The sequence below is a fragment of the Streptomyces sp. NPDC002156 genome (genome assembly GCF_053593675.1).
On record NZ_JBSFDA010000110.1, the window covers coordinates 12,310 to 33,337 of the forward strand.

At 69.0% G+C, this 21,028-nt stretch carries 15 protein-coding genes; 7 read left to right on the top strand and 8 right to left on the bottom strand.

Annotation, left to right across the window (positions count from 1 at the left end; translation table 11 throughout):
- Positions 1-139: 139 nt before the first annotated feature.
- The gene (gene arc / locus ACWCRB_RS33655; RefSeq protein WP_105974648.1) at positions 140-1,906 is read right to left on the bottom strand and encodes a proteasome ATPase; all 1,767 of its coding nucleotides are present in this window, start codon (positions 1,904-1,906) and stop codon (positions 140-142) included.
- Positions 1,907-2,159: 253 nt separating this feature from the next.
- Between arc and ACWCRB_RS33660 the strand changes: the two genes are divergently transcribed.
- Positions 2,160-2,465: a ferredoxin gene (locus ACWCRB_RS33660; protein ID WP_450999674.1), complete on the top strand. Its 306-nt coding sequence runs from the start codon at positions 2,160-2,162 to the stop codon at positions 2,463-2,465.
- 117 nt (positions 2,466-2,582) lie between these two features.
- Here the strand turns inward: ACWCRB_RS33660 and ACWCRB_RS33665 are convergent, their stop codons facing one another.
- Both ACWCRB_RS33665 and ACWCRB_RS33670 read right to left on the bottom strand, forming a co-directional pair.
- Positions 2,583-3,158 carry a hypothetical protein gene (locus ACWCRB_RS33665; RefSeq protein WP_450999675.1) on the bottom strand — a complete coding sequence of 192 codons (576 nt, stop codon included), beginning with the start codon at positions 3,156-3,158 and terminating at the stop codon, positions 2,583-2,585.
- Between the two features lie 195 nt (positions 3,159-3,353).
- Positions 3,354-4,256 (bottom strand): tRNA (adenine-N1)-methyltransferase, encoded by a 903-nt coding sequence (locus ACWCRB_RS33670; RefSeq protein ID WP_389357481.1) that lies wholly within the window; start codon positions 4,254-4,256, stop codon positions 3,354-3,356.
- A gap of 196 nt (positions 4,257-4,452) precedes the next feature.
- On the opposite strand from ACWCRB_RS33670, the gene ACWCRB_RS33675 reads away from it, so the two are divergent.
- From ACWCRB_RS33675 to ACWCRB_RS33685, 3 genes are all read left to right on the top strand, one after another.
- Entirely contained in the window at positions 4,453-5,901 is a 1,449-nt protein-coding gene (locus tag ACWCRB_RS33675) for a glycosyltransferase family 2 protein (protein ID WP_450999676.1), read from the top strand.
- Between the two features lie 102 nt (positions 5,902-6,003).
- Entirely contained in the window at positions 6,004-7,044 is a 1,041-nt protein-coding gene (locus ACWCRB_RS33680; RefSeq protein ID WP_450999677.1) for a glycoside hydrolase family 113, read from the top strand.
- Positions 7,041-8,435: an acyltransferase family protein gene (locus tag ACWCRB_RS33685; RefSeq protein ID WP_450999678.1), complete on the top strand. Its 1,395-nt coding sequence runs from the start codon at positions 7,041-7,043 to the stop codon at positions 8,433-8,435. Before ACWCRB_RS33680 ends, ACWCRB_RS33685 begins: the two co-directional genes overlap by 4 nt.
- A 14-nt stretch (positions 8,436-8,449) precedes the next feature.
- On the opposite strand, the gene ACWCRB_RS33690 is transcribed toward ACWCRB_RS33685, so the two are convergent.
- A complete protein-coding gene (locus ACWCRB_RS33690) occupies positions 8,450-9,895 on the bottom strand; it encodes a site-2 protease family protein (RefSeq protein ID WP_450999679.1) in 1,446 nt (481 codons plus the stop codon).
- Between the two features lie 178 nt (positions 9,896-10,073).
- Here ACWCRB_RS33690 and ACWCRB_RS33695 point away from each other — a divergent pair, with 178 nt between their 5' ends.
- Positions 10,074-10,952, top strand: coding sequence for a RecB family exonuclease (locus ACWCRB_RS33695; RefSeq protein WP_450999680.1), 879 nt, complete (start codon positions 10,074-10,076; stop codon positions 10,950-10,952).
- A gap of 104 nt (positions 10,953-11,056) precedes the next feature.
- On the top strand, positions 11,057-11,728 hold the full coding sequence (locus tag ACWCRB_RS33700; RefSeq protein WP_105974642.1) for a response regulator: 672 nt from the start codon (positions 11,057-11,059) through the stop codon (positions 11,726-11,728).
- Between the two features lie 83 nt (positions 11,729-11,811).
- Here ACWCRB_RS33700 and ACWCRB_RS33705 read toward each other — a convergent pair whose 3' ends face one another.
- The 4 genes from ACWCRB_RS33705 to metH form a co-directional block, all read right to left on the bottom strand.
- Complete coding sequence (locus tag ACWCRB_RS33705) at positions 11,812-13,392, bottom strand: ABC transporter substrate-binding protein (RefSeq protein WP_450999681.1); 1,581 nt, start codon at positions 13,390-13,392, stop codon at positions 11,812-11,814.
- Positions 13,393-13,477: 85 nt separating this feature from the next.
- Positions 13,478-15,082, bottom strand: coding sequence for an ABC transporter substrate-binding protein (locus tag ACWCRB_RS33710; RefSeq protein WP_450999682.1), 1,605 nt, complete (start codon positions 15,080-15,082; stop codon positions 13,478-13,480).
- Positions 15,083-15,505: 423 nt separating this feature from the next.
- Positions 15,506-16,207: an HAD family hydrolase gene (locus ACWCRB_RS33715; RefSeq protein ID WP_450999683.1), complete on the bottom strand. Its 702-nt coding sequence runs from the start codon at positions 16,205-16,207 to the stop codon at positions 15,506-15,508.
- A 126-nt stretch (positions 16,208-16,333) separates the two neighbouring features.
- The gene (metH, locus tag ACWCRB_RS33720; protein ID WP_450999684.1) at positions 16,334-19,849 is read right to left on the bottom strand and encodes a methionine synthase; all 3,516 of its coding nucleotides are present in this window, start codon (positions 19,847-19,849) and stop codon (positions 16,334-16,336) included.
- Between the two features lie 317 nt (positions 19,850-20,166).
- Here metH and ACWCRB_RS33725 point away from each other — a divergent pair, with 317 nt between their 5' ends.
- Positions 20,167-20,931 carry an IclR family transcriptional regulator gene (locus ACWCRB_RS33725; RefSeq protein ID WP_450999685.1) on the top strand — a complete coding sequence of 255 codons (765 nt, stop codon included), beginning with the start codon at positions 20,167-20,169 and terminating at the stop codon, positions 20,929-20,931.
- Positions 20,932-21,028: the final 97 nt, after the last annotated feature.

Here is a 21,028-nt window from a genome sequence, read left to right on the forward strand (position 1 = left end):
CGCCTCGGCGGTACGAAAGAGCCTAGAACGCCTTTGCGCTGGTGGGGAGATCATTTGCGTCATTGCCTTGCTCCGGCTGTGGCCTGAAAAACAGTTGGCTGCGGGTACCCGGTGAGGGCACCCGCAGCCACCCCGTCTTTTACAGGTATTGACCGGTGTTGGCCACCGTGTCGATGGAGCGCCCGGTGTCTGCGCCCTGCTTTCCGGTGATGAGCGTACGGATGTAGACGATCCGTTCGCCCTTCTTTCCGGAGATCCGGGCCCAGTCGTCGGGGTTGGTGGTGTTGGGGAGGTCCTCGTTCTCCTTGAACTCGTCCACGCAAGCCTGGAGGAGGTGGGAGACGCGGATGCCCTTCTGCTTGTGGTCGAGGAAGTCCTTGATCGCCATCTTCTTGGCCCGGCCCACGATGTTCTCGATCATGGCGCCGGAGTTGAAGTCCTTGAAGTAGAGGACTTCCTTGTCACCGTTGGCGTAGGTGACCTCCAGGAAGCGGTTCTCCTCGGATTCCGTGTACATGTGTTCGACGGCGGTCTGGATCATGCTCTGGACCGTGGCGCCCTTGTCGCCGCCGTGCTCCCCCACGTCCTCGGGGTGCAGCGGGAGGCGGTCGGTGAGGTACTTCTGGAAGATGTCCTTGGCGGATTCGGCGTCCGGACGTTCGATCTTGATCTTCACGTCGAGGCGGCCGGGGCGCAGGATGGCGGGGTCGATCATGTCCTCGCGGTTGGAGGCGCCGATGACGACCACGTTCTGCAGGCCTTCCACGCCGTCGATCTCGGCGAGGAGCTGGGGGACGATGGTGTTCTCCACGTCCGAGCTGACGCCGGATCCGCGGGTGCGGAAGAGGGATTCCATCTCGTCGAAGAAGACGATGACGGGGGTGCCCTCGCTGGCCTTCTCACGAGCGCGCTGGAAGACGAGGCGGATCTGCCGCTCGGTCTCGCCGACGTACTTGTTGAGGAGTTCGGGGCCCTTGATGTTGAGGAAGAAGCTCTTGCCCTGGGCCTGGCCGGTGACCTCGGCGACCTTTTTGGCCAGCGAGTTGGCTACGGCCTTGGCGATGAGCGTCTTTCCGCATCCGGGGGGCCCGTAGAGCAGGACGCCCTTGGGCGGCCTGAGTTCGTGCTCCTTGAAGAGGTCGGGGTGGAGGTACGGGAGCTCGACCGCGTCGCGGATCATCTCGATCTGGTTGCCCAGGCCGCCGATCTGCTCGTAGCCGATGTCGGGTACCTCTTCGAGGACGAGTTCCTCGACCTCGCTCTTCGGTACGACTTCGTAGACGTACCCGGATCGGGGTTCGAGCAGGAGGGCGTCGCCGGGGCGGATGACGACGTCCAGGAGGGGCTCGGCGAGCCGTACCACCCGTTCCTCGTCGGTGTGCCCCTGTACCAGGGCGCGCTCGCCGTCCTCGAGGATCTCCTTGAGGGTGACGATGTCGCCGACGCTCTCGTACTCCATGGCCTCGACCACGTTGAGAGCTTCGTTGAGCATCACTTCCTGGCCGCGTCGTAGCTCTTCGAGCTCGACGCTGGGGCTGACGTTCACGCGGAGTTTGCGGCCTCCGGTGAAGATGTCGGCCGTGCCGTCCTCGTTGGCGACCAGGAAGACACCGAAGCCGGCCGGGGGCTGTGCGAGCCGGTCGACCTCCTCCTTGAGGGCCACGATCTGGTCGCGAGCCTCTCGGAGTGTGTTGGCGAGCCGCTCGTTCTGCGCGGACACGCCGGCCAGGTTGGTCTGCAGCTCGACGATCCGCTCTTCGAGAATCCTCGTGTGTCGCGGAGAGTCGGCGAGCTTGCGCCGCAGGACGGCGATCTCCTGCTCAAGGTAGGCAATCTGCCCGGACGGGTCGTCGGACCCTCGTCCCGGGCGGATGCCGCGGTTCATGTCGTCGTCGTGGGCTGCCACGGTCCTCACCTCCTCCAAGGGGAGCTGGACGCTTCCAGACCCTACCTGGGTGGGTGTCGATTGAAACCCCTAGATCACAAAGACTGTCGAGGTGTGTCCGATCTTCACCCTTGCGCTCTCCCTCACGCCAGGGGAATACCCACAGAACGTGGTTGGGAAGCGGCCGGAGGTAGGGTCGAAGTGTTCAACACCCGTCAGAGCTGGGCCGACTTGCCGTCGGATCGTCTTGCTCGGGGCAGAAACGGCAGGAGATATGACCGTGCAGGAGGAGGCCGGGGCCGGCGCCGAGGCGTTGGAGGTCTGGATCGATCAGGACCTGTGTACGGGGGACGGAATCTGCGTCCAGTACGCGCCTGAGGTCTTCGAGCTGGACATCGACGGGCTGGCGTACGTGAAGAGCCCCGGGGACGAGTTGTTGCAGGCCCCGGGGGCGACGACGCCGGTTCCGCTGCCGTTGCTGACGGATGTGGTGGACTCCGCGAAGGAGTGTCCGGGCGACTGTATTCACGTACGTCGAGTTTCGGACAGGGTCGAGGTTTTCGGCCCGGACGCGGAGTGATCGTCCGACCACTCCGTGCCACCGTCGGCTGATTCTCGTAATGCCTCTGTCTGATTTCTCACACGGTGTTCGCCGTACGTATGTTCCGTGGCCGTCAGTCGGTCGGTCGGGGCGTGTTCACACGCTCTGTGCGCCGGCGGGTGTCGAGCGGAGGAACGCGCCGTTCTTCCACTGCCACTTGGCGCGCTCGTCGACGTCCGGGCAGCATCTGGGGACGTCGAGGGACGAGTAGCCGAGGAGTGTGGCCGTGACGGCGCCGGCACTGACGGTGAGGTCGGTGACGGTGAGGCGGTCCTTGGGGTCGACGAGGGTCGCGACGACGCGGGGCTGCTTGGCGTCGGCGGCCTGGGTGAGGACGTACACGCCGTTGGGCGGGGTGCCGGAGCCGGCGTCGCAGCGTGCGGAGACGACCGTTTCGGGTCTGCCGTCGCCGTCGAGGTCTCCGGTGGCCTTTTCCTGGACGAGGACCGGGAGGGGGCCGCACGGGAGGGGGAGGTCGACGCCGGTGGGGTCGGGGGGTGCGACGGCCGCGGCGGGTCTTCCCGCGGGGCCGGCTGCCTGGGCCGCGGTGGCGGAGTCCGGCTGGAGGGCCGAGGAGAGGGCGACGACTCCGGCGAGGGCGGTGGCCGTGGCGAGCCAGTGGATGGGGCGGGTGTGCGTGTGTGCCAGTTCCGGGACGGCGGAGTGCTGCACTCGGAGTGTCTCCCGTGGAGGGCTGTACCGGTGGGGTGTCCCGCATAGTGCCACACGTCACAGTGCGAGGGAACGGCGGGGTGTGTGGTGGTCGCTGTCCGTACTGGTGCTGTTGTGGCGTCAACCGGGAAGCGGTGTGGCCGAGTTCCCGGTGTGCTGCGGGAACTCGGCCACGGTGGTCGTGCGTTGACGCGGTCAGCGGCCGTTGCCGCCATCGGCGTTGGGGCCGGTGTAGTCGTCGCCGTAGGAGCCCTTGGAGGGGCGGCGGCGGCGCATGGGGGGCTCGACTCCGTCGGCGAGGCGGCGGGCGGTGAGCAGGAAGCCGGTGTGGCCGATCATGCGGTGGTCGGGGCGGACGGCCAGGCCCTCGATGTGCCAGTTGCGGACCATCGACTCCCAGGCGCTCGGCTCGTTGAAGCAGCCGATCTCGCGGATGGACTCGACGGTCCGGGCAAGCTGGGTGGTGGTCGCCACGTAGCAGCAGACGATGCCGCCGGGGACGAGGGCCTTGGAGACGGCCTCCAGGCATTCCCAGGGGGCGAGCATGTCGAGGACGACACGGTCGACCTCGGTGTCGCTGAGGTTGTCCTGGAGGTCGCCGACGGTGAGCTGCCAGGCGGGGTGGGGGCCGCCGAAGTAGCGCTCCACGTTCTGCTGGGCGATCTCGGCGAAGTCCTCGCGGCGCTCGTAGGAGTGCAGCATGCCCTGGTCGCCGATGGCGCGCAGCAGGAAGCTGCTGAGTGAGCCGGAGCCTACGCCCGCTTCCACGACGCGTGCGCCGGGGAAGATGTCGGCGAAGGCCAGGATCTGCCCCGCGTCCTTGGGGTAGACCACGGCGGCGCCGCGGGGCATGGACAGGACATAGTCGGGGAGCAGGGGGCGCAGCGCGAGGTAGGCGACGTTTCCGGTGGTGCGGACAACGCTGCCCTCGGGTGCGCCGATCAGCTCGTCGTGCGGGAAGGAACCCTTGTGGGTGTGGAAGTTCTTTCCGGCTTCGAGCGTGAACGTGTAGTGGCGGCCCTTGGGGTCGGTCAGCTGTACCTGGTCCCCGACCTTGAAGGGCCCGCGCCTGCGGGCGGCACCGGTCGGTTCGGACATGTGAACAGCCTACTGGTGTTGGCGGGGGCTGCCGACCATCGCGTTGGCGGATGAGGGACCGGCTTCGGGTGCCCTGCCCTGTGACGGGAATCATCTTCACAAAATCCACAATCGACATGCATGGTTCCGCTTAGAGCTTCGGGGGTGTTCCGGGCCTTGGTGACGAGTCCGTCTTTATGCATGCAAGTGGGTGATCATGGCCACCTCCGCCGACGGCGTCGACGTCTTCCCGTCGCGCCGCACCGCGCGGATGGTGAGGCGTCAGGCGGTGTGGAAGCCGGGCTTCCTGCCGTTCCTGGTCACCGCGGGTCTCGCCTATGTCTTCTCCTCGGCGTTGTACTCCCCCAGGCAGACGCTGATGGGCTGGGTGGTGACCGTCCTGTGGACGCTGCCCGTCGTCAGTTCGCTGGTCGGGGTCACGGGTGCCGTGCTGACCCGTCGCCGTATCGCGCGTCAGCGGGGCTGGACCAGTGCCTCCCCTGCGCTGCACGACCGGCTCGTCGTGCTCGTGCCGACCATTGGACGGCAGGACACGTATCCGGCGCTGGAGCGGTCGGTGCTGTCGTACTGCGTGTTCCTGCCGCGCTGGTTTCCCGCGCTGCGGATCGACGTGCTGACGGAGGAGGGCTGTGAGGCGGCCGAGCGCATCGACGCCCTGGCGGCCCGCAGCCCGTTGATTCGCGTGGTCACCGTGCCGAAGGCCTATCGCACGCCCAATGGCACCCGTTTCAAGGCCCGCGCCAATCACTACGCCCATGAGCTGCGGATCGCCGAGGGTGAGGCCCTGGACGACGTGTGGGTGCTGCACATGGACGACGACACCGGGGTCGGTCCGGACACGGCCGAGCAGGTCGCCCGGTTCATCAACGCCCAGCGGCGTGCGGGTCCCGAGGGCAAGCATCTGGCGCAGGGCATGCTGACGTATCCGCGGGAGAACGCCGTCAACCGGCTGACGTGGCTGGCCGACGCGATACGTCCCGCCGACGACATCGCCCGCTTCGCCGTGCTCACCGGCGGCGGTACTCCGCTGGCCGGGCTGCACGGTGAGCTGCTGCTGCTCCGCGCGTCGATCGAGGCCACGATCGGCTGGGACTTCGGTCCGGACTCCATCTGCGAGGACGCTCATCTGGCCCTGATCTTCGCCAGCCGCTACAAGGGGCGCAGCGACTGGTTCTCCGGCCGCAGTTACGGTGCGTCCCCGGCGACCGTGCGGGACTTCCTGAAGCAGCGGGAGCGCTGGTCGTGGGGTCTGGTGGGGCTGGCGTTCAACCGCAGTCTGCCGCGCCGGTCCAGGGCGCTGCTCATGTACAGCGTGACGACGTGGGTGATGGGGCCGTTCCAGCACGTCGGGGTCGTCCTGGCGGTGGGCGCGCTGCTCGGCGATCTCAACACCTCGCCGGTGACGCCGTGGATCCTGCCGCTGTGGGCGGTGACCATGGGGTACGCGGTGTGGATGTACTGGGAGGGCCTGAAGATCAACGCCTCGGTGTCGGCCAATGGCCGTCGCCTGTGGTGGGAGCCGGTCGCGGTGGTCGCCCTGATGCCGTTCTTCGCGCTGTGGGAGGCGGCCGGTTCGTTCCGGGGGCTGCTGCGGTGTCTGCGCGGCGCGGAGAACCAGTTCGTCGTGATCGCGAAGCCGGCCTGAGGGATGCGCATACGTCTTGGGCGTCTTCGCGGCCTCGTCCTCCTCTCTGTCCTCGCTCTTCTGTTTACGAGCGGGTGCGTCTCCCTGGGCGCCGGAGGTCCGGTGGCGACCACACCGTCCGTATCCGCGTCCGCCTCTGCGTCCGAGGCCCCGGCTCCGGCGCGGGTCGCCCGGCCCTGGCGGCGCGGGGATCCCCAGCTCGGTGCGCAGGTGCTCTGGTACACGTATCCGGGCGAGACGGACGCGTCCGTGCGTGCCAACTCGCTGCGGCTGGTGAACTACATGGTCGGCAAGGACATGAACGCGGTCTCGGTGACCTTTCCGTTCGCGACCGCCGGGCCCACGGCGAGCCGGGTTGCCGCCTCGGCCGAGACGCCCTCGGTACGGCATCTGGGGATGCTCCTGGACACCGCGGCGGCGGCCGGGCTGCGGATCACCGTGCGTCCGCTTCTCGACGAGCAGAGCCTGGTGGCGCGGGATCCCCTGGCCTGGCGCGGCTCGCTCGCCCCGGAGGACCGGGCGGCCTGGTTCCGGTCGTACGAGGCCTTCGTGGCTCCGTATCTCAGGCTCGCGGCCCGGCATCACGCGAGCACGTTCGTCGTCGGGGCGGAGCTGACGTCGCTGGAGGACGATCCGCGCTGGCGTTCGGTGATCGCCAGCGCGCGGAAGTCGTTCACGGGTGAGCTGTCCTACGACGCCAACTGGGACGACTACGTCTCCCGGCATGTCCCTGTCCCCGTCGAACACCTCGGCGTCGACGCCTACTTCCCCCTCCCCCGGCTCGGCGACGACGCCTCCGTCGCGGAGATCGCCGAGGGCTGGCAGCGCTGGCTGGACCGCAAGAGCACCGGGAAGCTGCCCCGGATCCTGCTCAGCGAGGTCGGCATCATCGCCGAGGACGGTGCCTATCGTCACCCGGCCGTCTGGAAGGGCGAGGGGAAGCTCAACCCGACGGTGCAGCAACGCTGGTTCGCGGCGGCCTGTCAGGTCGCCCGGGAGCGGGACATGGCCGGCCTGTACTGGTGGAACCTCGACTTCCACGCCGACCCCGCGGCGGGCGCCGACGCCGACTCCCGCGCCTCCTTCATCGGGCGCCCCGCCGAGGCCGTTGTCGCCTCCTGCTTCCGGACCTGGCCGCGATGAACGAAGAGCGCAGCTGGAACGAGTACGGCTCCCGTCCCGGCCCGTCGGCGGAAGGGGCTCGTCCGTCCGAGCCGGCCTCGGGGCGGAGCGAGGACACCGTGCGTCTCCGGGCCGCCCGGAGGCCCAGGAGCGTCGGGGCTGGACGGATCGCGGATCCGCATCCGGTCGTCCGGCCGGAGCCGGCCGGCGACGCGACACCGGACGCGGAGCGGGAACCGGTGGCTTGGTCGGCGCCGGACGTCGAGGTGGGACCGGTCGTGTTGGGGGAACCGTTCGGCAGTGCTCCCGCTGCGGCCGTCGCCCGCTCCCCCGAGGTCGAGCCGAGGCCGGTTTCCGGGCAGGAGATCAGCGGGAGGCGCTTCTCCGCTGTGGACGGTCTGCGGGGCGTCGCTGTGCTGGCCGTTCTGGTGCACGACACGGGTGTGGGCGGGCCCTATTTCTCCTGGGCCGGTGCGGGTGTCGATGTCCTGCTGGTGCTCTCGGGATTCCTCGCCACCCTGCCCCTGCTCCGCCGGGCGACCGCCACCGGGAGGAGCGGCGTGGTCGGCTTCCTGGGGCGCAGGGCGAAGCGGTTGGTACCCGCGCTGCTGGTGTCGGTCGCCATGACTCTCGCTGTGTACTGGGCGCTCGGGCATGGTGGGTGGGCCGGGTGGTTGCGGGGGTGGCCGCTCGGTGCCGGCCCCATGCCGGACGCGCCCCTTGCTCCGCTGTGGCTGGTGGACGTCACCGCGCGTTCCGTGGTGGCGTGGTCCCTGCTGCTGGCGGGGCTGTGTCTCCTGGCTCGGCGGCGGCTTGCCCCGGTGGCGTTGGTCGTCGCTCTGCTCGGCGGGGCGGTGACCGTCGCTGCGGCATGCGGGATGCTGCCCGATCTGGGGGTCGTCTCCGGCGTACAGGCGGTCGCGCTGCCGGCCGGTGCTGTTGCCGCGTGCCTCGTTCATCTGGCTGAGCGTGATGGCCGTGCGGTGTCCCAGCTGGGCGCCGTGCTGCTGGTGGTGACCGGTTTCGCCGCTGCGGGGGTCTTGGCGGTGGCGGCCGTTCTGCGTGGCGGAGGGCAGGGTGACGGCTGGTACATGGTCGCGGTCGTGCTCGGGGCCGCTCTGCTGACGGCGGTGCTGTGCGGTGGCCGGGGGCCCTTGGTTCGGCTGCTGTCGGGCGATCTGGTCACGGAGGTCGGCCGTATGTCGTACAGCCTGTTTCTGCTGCATCTGCCCGTGTACTGGCTGCTGCTGCGCGGCCGGCCGGGGCTCGGTCCGCTCGCTCTGTTCCTGGTGGGGGGTGTGGTGACCTGGTTCCTGGCGCTGCTCGTTCACTACCTGCTCGTCGAGCGCTTGGCCGCCCGTTCCTGGCGTCGCGGGCCCCGGCGGGACGAGAGCCTGCGACACCGGCTTTAGGAGAGCCGTGCTCTCTAGTTCGGGCGGGCCATTGCCTTGACGAAGGCGCGTTCCACGTCGGCCGCCGACAGGACTCCGTAGATCTCGCCGGACTCCTCGACGACCAGGTATTCGGTGGCGGGGGTCGCGCGCAGGGCGTCGAGGAGTTCCTCGCCGGAGAGTTCGGCGGAGACGCGCATGCCGTCGGTGAGGTCCTGGGCGAGGCCGCTGACGGAGACCCAGGGGCGGCGGTGTTCGGGTACGCCGACGATCGCCGCCTCACGGACGAGAGAGAGGGGTTCTCCGTCGGGGTCTACGACGACCAGGGCGCGGGCGCCGGCGTCGTTGGCGCGGCGCAGGGCCTCGGAGAGGGGGGTGTTGGTCTCGACGGGGACGGCGCGGCGGGTGAGGTTGCGGGCGCGGAGTTCCGGGAGGTGTTCGCGCAGGCGGGCCATGCGGAGGCTGTTGCCGGCGCCGGTCCAGATGATCGCGGCGAGGATGGCGGCGAGCAGGGCGTCGGTGACGGTGTCCATGCCGACGCTGTCCTCGGCGCTGGAGCCGAGGGCGCCTGACTGGGTGAGCAGCGGGAGTCCGATGAGGACGGAGACGGCGAGGGCGCGGCCGACCCAGGCGGCGGCGATCGTACCGCTCATGGGCTTGCCGGTGATCTTCCAGACGACGGCGCGAAGCATCCGGCCGCCGTCGAGGGGCAGGCCCGGCAGGAGGTTGAAGGCGGCGACGATGAGGTTGGAGATCATCAGGCCGGCCAGCAGGACGCCGGGGACGGTGCCGGCTTCGACGGTCTGGAGGGCGAGGTAGAAGACGCCCGCGAGGATCAGGGAGAGGAGCGGGCCGACGAAGGCGAGGACGAATTCGCGGCCGGGGGTCTCGGACTCCTTCTCGATCTCGGAAACGCCGCCGAAGAACTGGAGCTGGATGCGGCGTACCGGGAGTTTGAAGCGGAGGGCGGCGACGGTGTGGGCGAGTTCGTGGACGAGGACGGAGGCGTAGAAGGCGACCGCGAAGAAGAGGGAGACGAGGTAGCGCAGGGCGCCGAGTTCGGGCAGGACGCGGTCGAGCTGGCCGCCGAAGACCCAGGTGATGAGGGCGGCGACCAGGAACCAGCTGGGGGCGACGTAGACGGGTACGCCGAAGGGGCGTCCCATGAGGAGTCCGCCGCCGGGTTCCTTCTTGGGCTTCTGGGGGGCGCGGGACTTGCCGAGGCGGGGGGTGGCGCGGGTGCGGCCGGTGGTGTCGGCGGGCGCGTCCGGCTCGGTGGGCTCCTCGGTCGGTTTCGCGGGTTCCGTGGGCTTGTCGTTCCCCTTGTCGTCCCGCTCGTTCCGGGCGGGGTCCGTCGTGGTGTCGGTGGTCGCGGGTTCGGGGTGTGCGGGGTCGGCGGTCGAGGCCGTACGCCCGGTGTGGCGGTCGGTCGACTGGTCGTTGCCGGAGCGCGGCTGCCCGCTCCCGCCGCTCTCGTCCACTGTGTCCCCTTGTCGGATGCGTCTCCCTTTTCCGCTCCGGGGCGGAAGGGTCTCGGGTCGATGGTATGCGGCCGTCGCGATGTGTTCCGCCCCGGCACCCCCTGTGTTCGCCGGGGTGTCCCGTGTAGTCGTGGCGGCGGGTGGGTCACTGTCAGTGGCGGGCCGTAAGGTCGTCGTCATGGAAATCAGCACCGAGGGCGCCGCCGAGTCCGTCTCGCCGGTCGTGCTGCCCTCCGCGCCGTCTTCGCTGTCGCCCTCGCGGGCCAGTGACTTCATGCAGTGTCCGTTGCTGTACCGGTTCCGGGTGATCGACCGGTTGCCGGAGAAGCCGAGCGAGGCGGCGACGAGAGGCACGCTGGTGCACGCCGTTCTTGAGCGGCTGTTCGACGCACCGGCGGCGGAGCGGACGGCGCCGCGGGCGAAGTCGCTGATCCCGGGCCAGTGGGACCGGCTGCGTCAGGCGCGGCCTGAGGTGGTGGAGCTGTTCGCGGACGATCCGGACGGGGAGCGGCTGGCGCGCTGGCTGGGCGAGGCCGAGGGGCTGGTGGAGCGCTGGTTCGGGCTGGAGGATCCGACGCGGCTGGAGCCCGCCGAGCGTGAGCTGTTCGTCGAGGCGGAGCTGGATTCGGGGCTGAAGCTGCGGGGGATCATCGACCGGGTCGATGTGGCGCCCACGGGTGAGGTGCGGATCGTCGACTACAAGACGGGGAAGGCGCCGCGTCCGGAGTATTCGGAGGGCGCGCTGTTCCAGATGAAGTTCTATGCGCTGGTTGTCTGGCGGTTGAAGAACGTGGTGCCTCGGCGGTTGCAGCTGGTGTATCTCGGCAGTGGGGATGTGGTGACGTACGACCCCGTGGTGGCCGATCTTGAGCGGGTGGAGCGGAAGCTGCACGCGTTGTGGGAGGCGATTCGGGAGGCTACGGAGTCGGGGGTTTGGCGGCCTCGGCCGACGAAGCTGTGCGGTTGGTGTGATCACCAGGCCGTGTGTCCGGAGTTTGGGGGGACTCCCCCGCCTTATCCGTTGCCGGTGCGGGTGGCTCCGCCGGTTGCGCCGTAGTTGTCCGCGGGCCCGGTGGGGCTTGTCGCGCAGTTCCCCGCGCCCCTTGCGGGGCGCTACGCGCCCGCAAGGCAGAATGGGAAGGCCTAGCGAAGGAGACTTACGTGGCCGTCCGCGTTCTACTGGTCGACGACCAGCCGCTGCTGCGTACCGGGTTCCGGATGATTCTGGAGGCCGAGCAGGACATCGCGGTCGTCGGCGAGGCCGGAGACGGTCTTCAGGCGATCGACCAGGTGCGGGCCCTGCAGCCCGATGTGGTTCTGATGGACATTCGCATGCCGCGAATGGATGGGGTCGAGGCGACTCGGCAGATCACGGGTCCTGGGCGGGACGGGCCGGCGAAGGTGCTGGTACTGACGACCTTCGATCTCGACGAGTACGTGGTGGAGGCGCTGCGGGCCGGTGCCAGTGGCTTCCTCCTGAAGGACGCGCCGGCGAACGAGCTGGTGCAGGCGATCCGGGTGGTGGCGGCGGGTGAGGCGATGCTCGCGCCGAGCATCACGCGCCGGCTGCTCGACAAGTACGCGGGGCATCTGCCGTCGGGTGACGAGCCCGTGCCTGACACCCTGCACACGCTGACCGAGCGTGAGGTCGAGGTGCTGAAGCTGGTGGCGCGGGGGCTGTCGAACGCGGAGATCGCCGCCGATCTCTTCGTCAGCGAGACGACCGTGAAGACGCATGTCGGGCATGTGCTGACCAAGCTGGGGCTGCGCGACCGGGTGCAGGCCGCGGTGTACGCGTACGAGAGCGGGCTGGTGCGTCCCGGCGCACAGTAAGCAGCGTCAGAGCTGTGTGTACGACGACGGGGGCGCCCCTTCCGGTCCAGGGAAGGGGCGCCCCCGTCGTCGTATCGGCCGGGTCAGCCCTTGTTGATCTCCCAGAAGCGGAAGACGGTCGAGGCGTCGAGGCAGTACTCCAGGCCGTAGACGTTGTCGCGGGTGACGGCGTACTGCTTGGCCTGCCAGATCGGGATCACGGGGACCTCCTGGGCGACGATGTCCTGGAGTTCGGCGAAGTCCGTGTCGGTCGCGGAGCGGTCGCTCTCGGCGGCGGTGCCGGGGATGAGCGTGCCGGTGATGGTGCTGTTGGTGTAGTTGTTGCCGAGGACGTTGCCCTCGCCGAAGAAGGGGGCGGTGAAGTTGTCGGCGTCGGGGTAGTCCGGCACCCAGCCCTTCACGTACACGCCGTACTTGCCGGCTTCGATGTCCTTCTCGTACTGCGCGAAGGGGACGGACTGGACGGTCGCCTCGAAGAGGCCGCTGGCGTTGAGCTGCTTGGCGATGGCCTTGAACTCGTCGTCGGTGGCGGGGCCGTAGCGGGAGGGGGTCGACCAGAGGGTCAGCTTGACCTTCTCGGTGATGCCGTCCTCCTGGAGGGCCGCCTGGGCCTTGGCCTTGGAGGGGCGGGCGCCGTAGGTGTCGAAGAAGGCGGTGTTGTGACCGGCTATGCCGGCCGGGATGATCGAGTAGAGCGGGGTCGCGGTGTCCTCGTAGACCTCGTCGACCAGGGCCTCGCGGTCGAGGAGGTAGGCGATGGCCTTGCGGACGCCGAGCTTTCCGGCGACCGGGTCGTTCATGTTGAAGACGAGGTGCTGGACCTCGGCGCTGGTGCCCTCGACGATGTCGATGCCCTCGTCGCCGCTGTCCTTCTCGATGTCGGCGATGTCGCCGGCCTTGAGGCCGCGGTAGGCGATGTCGACCTTGCCGTCGAGGAGGTCGTCCTTCAGCTTGGTCTGGTCGCCGTGGAAGAACTTGAGGGTGATGCCGGAGTTCTTGACGTCGGCGGTGCCCTTGTAGTTCGGGTTGACGGAGAAGACCGCGCTGTCGTCGCCGAACGAGTCGAGCTTGTAGGGGCCGGAGCCGACGGCTTCGCCGTCCTCGCGCAGGCCGTCCTCGTCGTACTGGGTGTGGTCGACGATGGAGCCGGCGCCGGAGGCGATCTTGCTGGGGAAGGTGGCGTCGGGCACCTTGAGGTTGAAGACGACGGTCTTCTCGTCGGGGGTGTCCACCGAGTCGAGCATCGGGAACATGATCGCGGGGCCCGCGTCGTCGTTGATCTTCAGCATGCGGTCGAAGGAGAACTTGACGTCCTCCGAGGTGAGCGCGTCGCCGTTGCTGAACTTCAGGCCGTCGCGCAGGGTGCACTTGTACACCTTGGTCTGCGCGTCGCTGAAGGCGCACTCCTTGGCGGCCTCGGGCTGCGGCTCGGTGCCCCCGTTGGGGAAGCTGAGCAGCGACTGGAAAACGTTGTTGAACAACAGCCAGGAGCCGGGGTCGTAGCCGGAGGCGGGGTCGGTGGCCAGGACGTCGTCGGACATCCCCATCACTACGGTGGAGCCGTCGGCCCCCGAGTCGCCGTTCTCCGAGCCGCAGCCGGTCAGGAGGCCGGAGGCCAGCCCCGCCACGATGGGCAGGACGGGCCACTGGTTGCGCAAGTTCACGTCGATGTGCCTTGTCGTCGGGTCTTGGGAACCCGGGGCCGTCCCAGCCCCGGGTCGGGATTCATGCGTCGGACGGGTGTGCCGGTCAGTTGCCCACACCGCGGCCGAGCTCCCAGAGCTGAAGCGTCGAGGAGGAGTTGAGGGCCCACTCGGCGCCGGTGATGCCGTCGCGCGCGGCGATGTACTGGTTGCCCTGCCACAGCGGCAGTACGGGTACGTCGTCGGCGACGATGTCCTGGATGTCCGTGAGGCTCGTGGAGGCGGTGAGGCGGTCGGCCTGACGGCGGGACTCCGGGATCAGGGTGGTGCGGATCGTGCTGTTGGCGTACGGCAGGTTGAGGAAGTTGTCCTTGTCGAGGAACGGGGCGAGGTAGTTGTCCGCGTCGGGGAAGTCCGGGAACCAGCCCATGCCGTAGACGTCGTACGCGCGCTCCTTCTCGGCCGGGCGGAAGGTGGCCCAGGGGGCGCCCTCGATACCGACCTTGAAGAGTCCGCTCGCGTTGAGCTGCTTCTGCAGTTCCTCGAACTCCTGCTTGGTGGCCGAGCCGTAGTGGTCGGTCGTGTAGTGCAGGGTCAGTTTCACCGGGGTGGTGATTCCGGCGTTCTCCATCAGGGTTTTCGCCTTGATGTCGCTCGGCTCGCCGTACTTGTTGAAGAAGGAGTTCGAGTGGCCGGTGATGGTGGCCGGGACCAGCGAGTAGAGCGGCTGGGCCTCGTCGCCGTACACCTTCGAGACGAGTTCGGCGCGGTTGATGATCTGCGCCATCGCCTGGCGGACGGCTTTGGTCTTCACCGTCGGGGCGTCGGTGTTGAAGGCGAGGTAGCGGATTTCGAGGCCGGGCATCTGGACGAGGTCGATGTCGCCGGTCGAGTCGTCGTCGAGCTTTCTGATCTGCTCGGGGGACATCGTGCGGGTCATCAGGTCGATGTCGCCCTTGGAGAGCGCGGTGCCCATCGCGGAGGCGTCGGCGAAGGAACGCAGTTCGACCTTGTCGTTCTTCGGCGTCAACTGCCCCTGATAATTGGGGTTCTTGGTGAAGACGGCGTTCACGAGTTCGTCGTTCTTGACCTCGGAGTGCAGCGTGTACGGGCCGGAGCCGTCGACGTCGAAGCCGTCGCGCAGCTTGTCCTTGTCGTAGTCGTCCGGGTTGACGATGCCCGCGACCGGGGTGGACAGCTTGAACGGGAAGGTGGCGTCGGCGGTCTTGAGGTGGAAGATGACCTCGCGGTCGCCCTGGGTCTCGACGGTGTCGATCGTGGACAGCAGGGCGAACACACCGCTGTCGGCCTGGATCCGCAGGGCCCGGTCGATCGAGAACTTCACGTCGGACGCGGTGACTTTGTCGCCGTTGGAGAACTTGAGGTTCTTGCGCAGGGTGCAGGCGTAGCGCTCATTGCCGGTGTCGGTGAACGTGCACTTCTCGGCGGCCTCGGGCACCGGTTCGCCGTCGCCGCGCGGCTGGACCATGAGGGTCTGCACGGTCTGGCGCAGGATGTTCCAGGTGCCGACGTCGTAGGCGTAGGCCGGGTCGATCGGTGCCGGGGCTGCCTTCGTGGCGGTGAACCGGTCCGTGGTGCCGACGACGATCGCGTCGCCGCCGCTGCCTCCGCCATTGGCCGCGCCGCAGGCGGCGAGTACCGGAGCGAGCAGGCCGACGACGGCCGGCAGCACCAAAGTCTTGCGGTTCATGCTCGGGTTTCTCCAGGCTGTCGATCCCAGGGACCCGGCATGCGTGGGGTGGTGCGCGCGGGGTTCGGGATTACGGCGATGTTCTCGCAACGAGGTTAGTCCGGACCGTGGAGGGGCTTGCGGGCAGCCGGAGTTGGGGGCTGATCACGCTGTGGAGCCGGGTGTGGACGCACCGGAAAACCGGCGGCGGAAGGATTCCGTGCAGGCTCCCCCCAATCGGGACACAAGGACTTGCCTTGAGTCCCGATAAGGGGTGCGTGTACACAGCATGTGTGCACTGTCGAGCCCTTGCCGGGTGGCGAACCTCACACGCTTTTGCGCGTTGCGTGCATAGACGAATTCCGCCGCGTAATTCTCATGTGATGGCCCGCATGTTCATCCGGGCGTTTTCCCGCATTCGATCAGGCACGCTCGGTAGACGGGTCAGCGCATTTCCGTCATCAGGCCGTGCAGAAAGGGCAGGTCGACTTCTTCCAGGGAGGTCACGATCGTGCGGCGCGCACCGGGTGCGATGGGTGCGACCGACGGCACGGCCACGACATGGCAGCCGGCGGCCTCGGCGGCGGCGACCCCGGTCGCCGTGTCCTCGACGACGGCGCATCTCGCCGGTTCGGCGCCGAGTCCGGCGGCGGCGATCAGATAGGGGTCGGGGTAGGGCTTCGTACGCTCCACCTCGTCCCCTGCGATGCTCAGGGCGAAGTGCTGCGGGCCCAGGGAGGCCAGGACGCGGTCGATGATGCGGCGGTGGGAGGCCGAGACGAGGGCGGTCGGGATCTCGTGCGCGGAGAGTTCGGCGAGGAGGCGTGCGGCGCCCGGCATCAAGGGCAGGGCGCGGCCGATACGGTCCTCGAAACCGTCGTTGAGCAGGACCGACAGTTCGGCGAAGGTGATGTCGGCGCCGGTGGCCTCAAGGAGGAACCCGGCGCTGCGGGTCATCGGGCCGCCGACCACGACATGCCGCCAGGAGTCGTCGAGGGTGTGGCCGAGGCCGGCGAAGATCTCGACCTCGACGTCCCACCAGAAGCCCTCGGTGTCCACCAGGGTGCCGTCCATGTCGAGGAGTACGGCCTGCAGTGCTGAGCCTTCGGCCGTACGGGTTCCGAGCGCGGGGACCGTGCTGGTCATCCTGGCGCACCTCCTTGAGGGACGATCAGGCCGGTTGCCCCTGAGTGCACAGAGGGCAACCGGCCTGCGATGGACCGACCAGTGTACGACTTATCCGATCAGCGCGCGTTAAGGACGCCGCCGGGCTCAGCGCGCGTTGAAGTACTTCGCCTCGGGGTGGTGGATGACGATGGCGTCGGTGGACTGCTCGGGGTGGAGCTGGAACTCCTCGGAGAGGTGGACGCCGATGCGCTCGGGCTGGAGGAGGTCGGCGATCTTGGCACGGTCCTCCAGGTCGGGGCAGGCGCCGTAGCCGAGGGAGAAGCGGGCACCCCGGTACTTGAGGGCGAACATGTCCTCGACGTCGGCCGGGTCCTCGCCGGCGAAGCCCAGTTCGGAGCGGACGCGGGCGTGCCAGTACTCGGCGAGGGCCTCGGCCAGCTGGACGGACAGGCCGTGCAGTTCGAGGTAGTCGCGGTAGGAGTTCGACTCGAAGAGCTTGGCGGTCTCCTCGCCGATCCGGGAACCGACGGTGACGACCTGGAGGCCGACGACATCGATCTCGCCGGACTCCTCCGGGCGGAAGAAGTCGGCCAGGCAGAGCCGGCGGCCACGGCGCTGACGCGGGAACGTGAAGCGCGTACGTTCGTTGCCCCGGTCGTCGAGGATGATCAGGTCGTCGTCCTTGGAGACGCACGGGAAGTAGCCGTAGACGACGGCCGCCTCCAGCAGGCTCTCCGTCTGGAGCTTGTCCAGGAGGCCGCGCAGCCGCGGGCGGCCCTCGGTCTCGGCCAGCTCCTCGTAGGTCGGCCCGTCGCCGGTGCGGGCCTGCTTGAGGCCCCACTGGCCCTTGAAGAGGGCGCCCTCGTCGAGCCAGCTCGCGTACTCCTTGAGCTGGATGCCCTTGATGACGCGGGTGCCCTGGAAGGGCGGGGTGGGGATCGGGTTGTCGATGGCGACGTCGGAACGGACGTGGCCCTCTTCCGGGCGTTCCTCGGCCTGTACGGCGGCGGTGGCGCGGACGCGGCGCTGCTTCAGCTCGGGCAGCTTGGCGCCGGGGACGCCCCGCTTGACGCCGATCAGGGCGTCCATGAGGCGCAGGCCCTCGAAGGCGTCGCGGGCGTAGCGGACCTCGCCCTCGTAGATCTCGTGGAGGTCCTGTTCGACGTACGCCCTGGTCAGGGCGGCGCCGCCGAGGATGACCGGGTAGTCGGCGGCCAGCTTGCGCTGGTTCAGCTCCTGGAGGTTCTCCTTCATGATCACGGTCGACTTCACGAGGAGGCCGGACATGCCGATGACGTCGGCCCGGTGCTCCTGCGCGGCTTCGAGGATCGCGGAGACCGGCTGCTTGATGCCGATGTTGACGACGGTGTAGCCGTTGTTGGTGAGGATGATGTCGACGAGGTTCTTGCCGATGTCGTGGACGTCCCCGCGGACGGTGGCGAGCACGATCGTGCCCTTGCCCTCGTCGTCGGTCTTCTCCATGTGCGGTTCGAGGTGGGCGACGGCCGTCTTCATGACCTCGGCGGACTGGAGGACGAACGGCAGCTGCATCTGGCCGGAGCCGAAGAGTTCGCCGACGACCTTCATGCCCTCCAGGAGGGTGTCGTTGACGATGTCGAGGGCGGGGCGGGTCTGCAGGGCCTCGTCGAGGTCGGCCTCCAGGCCGTTCTTCTCGCCGTCGATGATGCGGCGCTGGAGCCGCTCGTCCAGGGGCAGGGCGGCGAGTTCCTCGGCCTTGCCCGCCTTGAGGGACTTGGTGGTGGCGCCCTCGAACAGGGCCATCAGCTTCTGGAGGGGGTCGTAGCCCTCCGCGCGCCGGTCGTAGACCAGGTCGAGCGCGGTGGTGACCTCCTCCTCGCTGAAGCGGGCGATGGGGAGGATCTTCGAGGCGTGCACGATCGCCGAGTCGAGGCCGGCCTTGACGCATTCGTCGAGGAAGACCGAGTTCAGCAGCATGCGGGCGGCCGGGTTGAGGCCGAAGGAGATGTTGGACAGGCCCAGGGTGGTCTGGACGTCCGGGTGGCGGCGCTTCAGCTCGCGGATCGCCTCGATCGTCGCGATGCCGTCCTTGCGGGACTCCTCCTGACCGGTACAGATGGTGAAGGTCAGGGTGTCGATGAGGATGTCCGACTCGTGGATGCCCCAGTCGCCGGTGAGGTCGTCGATCAACCGTTCGGCGATGGCGACCTTGTGCTCCGGGGTACGGGCCTGGCCCTCCTCGTCGATGGTCAGCGCGATCAGCGCGGCGCCGTGCTCCTGGGCCAGCTTGGTGACCTTGGCGAAGCGGGACTCGGGGCCGTCGCCGTCCTCGTAGTTGACGGAGTTGATGACCGCGCGCCCGCCGAGCTTCTCCAGGCCGGCCCGGATGACCTCGACCTCGGTGGAGTCCAGGACGATCGGCAGGGTGGAGGCGGTGGCGAAGCGGCCGGCCAGCTCCTCCATGTCGGCGACGCCGTCGCGGCCCACGTAGTCCACGCAGAGGTCGAGCATGTGCGCGCCCTCGCGGATCTGCTCGCGGGCCATCTCGACGCAGTCGTCCCAGCGGGCGTCCAGCATGGCCTCGCGGAACTTCTTGGACCCGTTGGCGTTGGTGCGCTCGCCGATCGCCATGTAGGCGGTGTCCTGGCGGAACGGGACGGTCTGGTAGAGGGAGGCGGCGCCGGGCTCGGGCTGCGGGTCGCGCTCGACGGGCGTGGCGCCCTGTACGCGCTCCACGAGCTGCCGCAGGTGCTCCGGGGTGGTTCCGCAGCAGCCGCCGACCAGGTTCAGGCCGTAGTCCCGTACGAAGGCGTCCTGGGCGTCGGCCAGGCCCTCGGGGTCGAGCGGGAAGTGGGCGCCGTCCTTGGTGAGGATCGGCAGACCGGCGTTGGGCATGCAGAGCAGCGGAGTGCGGGAGTGGCGGGACAGATAGCGCAGGTGCTCGCTCATCTCGGCCGGGCCGGTCGAGCAGTTCAGACCGATCATGTCGATGCCGAGCGGTTCGAGCGCGGTCAGCGCGGCGCCGATCTCCGAGCCGAGCAGCATCGTGCCGGTCGTCTCGAAGGCCATCGAGACCAGCAGGGGTACGTCGAGGCCGGTGGCCTCCATGGCGCGGCGGGCGCCCAGGATCGACGACTTCGTCTGGAGGAGGTCCTGGGTGGTCTCCACGATCAGGGCGTCGGCGCCGCCGGCGAGCAGGCCCTCGGCGTTCGCCTGGAAGCCGTCACGGAGGGTGCCGTAGTCGATGTGGCCGAGGGACGGCAGCTTGGTGCCGGGGCCGATCGAGCCGAGGACCCAGCGCTGGCGGCCGTCGCGGGCGCCGAAGTCGTCGGCGGTCTCGCGGGCGATACGGGCACCGGACTCGGACAGCTCGTACACGCGGTCGGCGATGTCGTACTCGGACGCCGCCGTGTGGTTGGCGCCGAAGGTGTTCGTCTCGACGCAGTCGACGCCCACGGCGAAGTACGCCTCGTGGACGGAGCGGACGATGTCGGGGCGGGTGACGTTCAGGATCTCGTTGCAGCCTTCGAGATTCTCGAAGTCCTCCAGCGTTGGGTCCTGCGCCTGCAGCATGGTGCCCATCGCACCGTCGGCTACCACCACTCGGGTGGCGAGTGCGTCCCGGAGGGCGGACACACGGGTCCTGTTGTCGGTGGAAGGGGCGGACGACGAGGCGGCCATGTAAGGGCTCCCTGGAGTGCGACGGCTGTCGGCTTTGCGTCTTCCCCGGGAAGACGCACGCGGCCAGGGTAGCCCGGTGCGGGGCCGTATGGTCAGGGCGTCCACGGGACGGACGTACGTGGCGCACGTGTCGTGGCCGGAACCCACGGCCGTGTGCGGGCTGTATACGAGACATCCACCCGGATGTACGCGGATGTAACAGGTGACGACCAGCCATTGGCAGTCGGTCGACATGGACCGGTAGTGTTCGACATTGCCGAACGGCGGCAGCGAGCGCCGGTGTGCCGGCGGTCGAAGGGGACGGAGGCAGGACGGCGATGGCACGGAACATCCAGTCGCTCGAACGGGCGGCGGCGATGCTGCGGCTCCTCGCGGGCGGCGAGCGTCGGCTCGGCCTCTCGGACATCGCCTCGTCCCTCGGGCTCGCCAAGGGCACCGCCCACGGCATCCTGCGCACCCTCCAGCAAGAGGGCTTCGTCGAGCAGGAGGCCGCGTCCGGGCGCTATCAGCTGGGCGCCGAACTGCTGCGCCTGGGGACCACCTATCTGGACGTCCACGAGCTGCGCGCGCGTGCCCTGGTGTGGACCGACGACCTGGCCCGTTCCAGCGGCGAGAGCGTCCACCTGGGGGTACTGCACCAGCACGGCGTGCTGATCGTGCACCACGTCTTCCGCCCCGACGACAGCCGGCAGGTGCTGGAGGTCGGGGCGATGCAGCCGCTGCACTCCACGGCCCTGGGCAAGGTCCTGTCGGCCTTCGACCCGGTCGCGCACAGCGAGGTCCTGGAGGCCGAGCGCAAGTCGTTCACCGACCGGACGATCAGCGATCTGGAGGGCTTCGAGGGCGTCCTGGACCTCACCCGCGCGCGCGGGTACGCGGCCGACGTCGAGGAGACCTGGGAGGGCGTCTCGTCCATCGCCGCCCCCATCCACGACCGGCGCCGGATGCCGGTCGGCGCGGTCGCCGTCACCGGGGCCGTGGAACGGCTCTGCAGGGAGGGCGAGCTGCGCCCGGAACTGATCGCGGCGGTGCGGGACTGTGCCCGCGCGGTGTCCCGGGACCTGGGCGCCGGGCGGTTCTGAAGGTTTTCGGTACGGGAGAGGGCCGGGACGCCTGTGGCCGAGACTCCGGGCTGGGCCTCGCCCGGATCCGCCCCCTCCGACGGGCAGCAGCCCGACG